Origin of the sequence: Armatimonas sp. (genome assembly GCF_043760365.1) — a bacterium.
In the GTDB taxonomy this organism is placed as follows: domain Bacteria; phylum Armatimonadota; class Armatimonadia; order Armatimonadales; family Armatimonadaceae; genus Armatimonas.
Window position 1 is genome coordinate 1 of the sequence record NZ_JAYUPA010000006.1, and the last position, 2,498, is coordinate 2,498.

The following is a 2,498-nucleotide window of genomic DNA, read 5'->3' on the forward strand; positions in this document are numbered from 1 at the left end:
ATAGTTTCTAATGGAGGACAAATAACACATTTCTTGGTCGATTTTGAAATGTTTTTAAGACATTCCTCAAAAAACGCCTCGGATGGATAAATTGAAATACGGTTAACCTTTTCAGGTATTGACACGGGTTTAGGTATAGAGTTTTGATTGAGCAATAAAACTGTAGAAATGATTTGAGGTAAGGGAAGATATTCCATGATATTCGTGGACTTTCTAGGTGATTGCTGATTATGGATACTGTCCCTAGAGACATACCAAAATTGATAGTGAGTGATTGTTTAGGGACAGTGTTGTTAAACTGATTCAGTTATCAGCTATATTCGCATTAAAATGATCTATCCATGAACAAAAATAGACCGTATACCATCTTTTTGTATAGAATCACCATCAAGAATCGTCGCGCTGCCTGAACCCCAAAAACTGAGCTGCTGGTTAGTATTTCCTCCTGTGCCATAGAAACCAAAAGGACCGTTGCACATACCCTTTGCTTCAACCCCATCGAGGATCACGGATGAGGACGAATTAGCATAATATTGGTTTGAACTTCCATCTACGCTATAAAACATAGTTGGGGGTGCATTCAGTGTGTAATTTGCCCCTGTATTATTGGTTATAACTGCATGGGCTCCACCCGAACCTGAATTCTGTAGACCTGATCTAGCTTGACGAGATTTGCTTGAACCACTTGGCGGAGTACCTGATCCCTCATCAAACCATCGGGTAGGTGTGAGATTGCCATATCCCACAATAGAATTCATCGTTACGTGACCATCTGCATCAGCAATGGCTGGCAGAGCGGAAACAAAAGTTACCGCTAGAATTAAACTGATCTTGAATTTTAAATTTTTCATATTGTTTTGTCCTGGAGAGATGGCCTTTTGTCCTGGAGAGATGGCCTTTCGGCCTGGAGAGATGGGCACTGTAGCCCGTCCGACACTTTTATTTGGAACTTCAATTCGTGATCGGTGGAGACCCAATTGTCTCCTAACACGAAAATTCTATCCTGGGATTTTTTCGCTGTCAAGACGAAATCAAAAAATCAAAAAGAAAATTAAGCCTAGAAGTTCGGTTGAGGCAAAGTTGCTACCGAAACGCTGGGGCGGGTACAGACTTCGTCAAATTAGGAGGATAGTATCCACTGTGCCGAAAACACGAACGAGCCAAGGTACCGGGGATCGCAGCTAGCGCACTAGCAAGGGCAGATTCATCCGCCCCGTTAGCGGCTTATCCGTCGTGGCTGATGCCGTCGTGATGTCCGCTGTTGATTTCGTGCAGGGTGTGCTCGTGATCCAGAGCGCTCTGGTAGTTGGTGGTCTGAATCGTCGCCTCGCTCAAAATACTGGCCGCACCCCAGAGTGCCCCCTTGCGAATATCCGGGCGGCGAGCACGAAGCATTTTGTAGGTCGTGCCATAAATAAGCAGCCATGTGTGACTTCCTCCCTCCTCTATTTTAGCACGTAAGCTCTCCCTGGCGACAGAGGCGGTATACTTTGGGGACACGACTATGAGCGAAGCTGTAATTGACGAAAGCGGTGGCGGGCGCTACCCGTTCCGCGAGATTGAGAAGAAGTGGCAGGGGCGCTGGGCCGACGCAAAGGTGCACAAGGCCACGCAAGACACGAGCAAGCCGAAGTACTACGTGCTCGTGATGTTCCCCTATCCGTCGGGCTCCGGCCTGCATGTCGGGCACTGCAAGAACTATGTCCCCGGCGATGTCGTGGCCCGCTTCAAGGCGATGCAGGGCTTTAATGTGCTCAACCCCATGGGCTGGGATGCCTTCGGACAGCCCGCCGAACAAGACGCGATCAAGCGCGGCGTCAACCCGCGCACCGTGGTGCCGACGCTGGCTGAGGTCTACAAGAAGCAGCTCAATATCCTCGGGGTCAGCTACGACTGGGACCGTGAGATCAACTCCACCGACCCGAGCTACTACCGCTGGAACCAGTGGATGTTTTTGAAGCTCTACGAAAAAGGGCTAGCGTATCGCGATGCTGCCCCGGTGAACTGGTGTGTCAATGAGAGCACGGTTCTCGCCAACGAGGAAGTGGTGGACGGCAAGTGCTGGCGCTGCGATGGCCCCGTGATCAAGAAACCGCTGCCCCAGTGGAAGCTACGGATCACCAGCTACGCGGATCGCCTGCTGGCGGGCCTCGATGGCATTGACTGGGCGGAGGGCCTGAAAACCCAGCAGCGCGACTGGATCGGGCGCAGTGAGGGAGCCGAGGTGGAGTTCAAGCTGGCTCCCCCGTCGGACGGGGGCGGGGGGGGCATCACGGTCTTTACGACCCGCCCGGACACGCTCTGGGGTGCGACTTTTATGGTGCTCTCGCCGGAGCATCCGCTGGTCGCTGAGATTACGACCGACGCGCAAAAAGCCGCCGTGGAAGCCTACGCCGCCGAGGCCGCTAAGAAGTCTGACGAGGACCGCACAGCGGAGGGGAAAGAGAAGACCGGTGTCTTCACCGGAGCCTACGCGACCAATCCGGTCAACGGAGCGC

The 2,498-nt window shown here is 52.1% G+C and carries 4 protein-coding genes; 1 reads left to right on the plus strand and 3 read right to left on the minus strand.

Annotation, left to right across the window (positions count from 1 at the left end; translation table 11 throughout):
- The 3 genes from ACH2EH_RS00115 to ACH2EH_RS00125 form a co-directional block, all read right to left on the minus strand.
- The coding region (locus ACH2EH_RS00115; RefSeq protein ID WP_395137612.1) for a hypothetical protein at positions 1-197 on the minus strand (197 nt) is incomplete at its 3' end.
- Between the two features lie 138 nt (positions 198-335).
- On the minus strand, positions 336-851 hold the full coding sequence (locus ACH2EH_RS00120) for a hypothetical protein (RefSeq protein WP_395137614.1): 516 nt from the start codon (positions 849-851) through the stop codon (positions 336-338).
- 373 nt (positions 852-1,224) lie between these two features.
- Entirely contained in the window at positions 1,225-1,395 is a 171-nt protein-coding gene (locus tag ACH2EH_RS00125) for a hypothetical protein (protein WP_395137616.1), read from the minus strand.
- A gap of 109 nt (positions 1,396-1,504) precedes the next feature.
- Between ACH2EH_RS00125 and ACH2EH_RS00130 the strand changes: the two genes are divergently transcribed.
- A partial coding sequence (locus tag ACH2EH_RS00130) for a class I tRNA ligase family protein (RefSeq protein ID WP_395137618.1) occupies positions 1,505-2,498 on the plus strand: 994 nt, incomplete at its 3' end.

Excerpts from the sequence above, each read along its gene's own strand:
- ACH2EH_RS00120 (WP_395137614.1), bottom strand. The coding sequence starts at position 851 with ATGAAAAATTTAAAATTCAAGATCAGTTTAATTCTAGCGGTAACTTTT.
- ACH2EH_RS00125 (WP_395137616.1), bottom strand. The coding sequence starts at position 1,395 with ATGCTTCGTGCTCGCCGCCCGGATATTCGCAAGGGGGCACTCTGGGGT.